The 692-nt window shown below is 59.2% G+C and carries 2 protein-coding genes; both read right to left on the reverse strand.

Translation table 11 applies throughout. The annotated features are described in order from the left end of the window. The coding region (locus EOA19_RS34980; RefSeq protein ID WP_128306107.1) for a Rieske 2Fe-2S domain-containing protein at positions 1 to 250 on the reverse strand (250 nt) is incomplete at its 3' end. 11 nt (positions 251 to 261) lie between these two features. After that, the coding region (locus EOA19_RS34985; protein ID WP_164893136.1) for an amidohydrolase family protein at positions 262 to 692 on the reverse strand (431 nt) is incomplete at its 5' end.

Consider the following 692-nt stretch of genomic DNA (forward strand, 5'->3'; position numbering starts at 1 on the left):
AGCCGTGCCAGGCGCATCGAACGATCTCGTTTTCGCGATGATAGATGAATTGCGCCTGTTCAACGGGCGCGGTTGTGCCGCATTGCGGCCCCTCGCAAAGCGGAGCGCCGCGGTGCGGACAGACATTCAGCAGCGCGTGGAATGAATCTCCGATGCGGAAAATCCCGACCGAAAGGCTGCGGATCTTGGCGATGAACGGAGACCCTGTTTCGATCTCGTCGACGCGGCAGATATATGTCTTCTCGGGCATCATATGCTTCCTCAGGCGGCATTCGCGGCTTGCGCGCGGGGGATGCGTTTGTAGACTTCCAGCGCATTCAGTCCCATGATCTTGCCCTTCCAGGCAGGAGGGATTTGCAGCGTGTTGGCATCGTCGTAATCCCAGTGCGGATAGTCCGATGCAAACATCAGCGTGTTTTCGCCGTCCATCGCTTCGAGCGTGGACCAGAGATGTTGGATGTTTGCAGGCTGCTCCAGCGGCTGCGTGGAAAAGCGGATGTTGCGCCGGCAATATTCAGACGGCAGCATCTTCAGCCATGGCGTCTCCTTGCGCAGCGCTTTGTAATCGGCGTCCAGGCGCCAAAGGACCGACGGAACCCAGGCGACGCCGCACTCGATGATCACGAAGTAGAGGTCCGGCCATTTCTCGAAGACGCCATGGGCGATCATGCTTGCCACGTGCGACATCGCCG

This window comes from Mesorhizobium sp. M7A.F.Ca.US.010.02.1.1, from assembly GCF_004023085.1.
GTDB lineage: Bacteria > Pseudomonadota > Alphaproteobacteria > Rhizobiales > Rhizobiaceae > Mesorhizobium.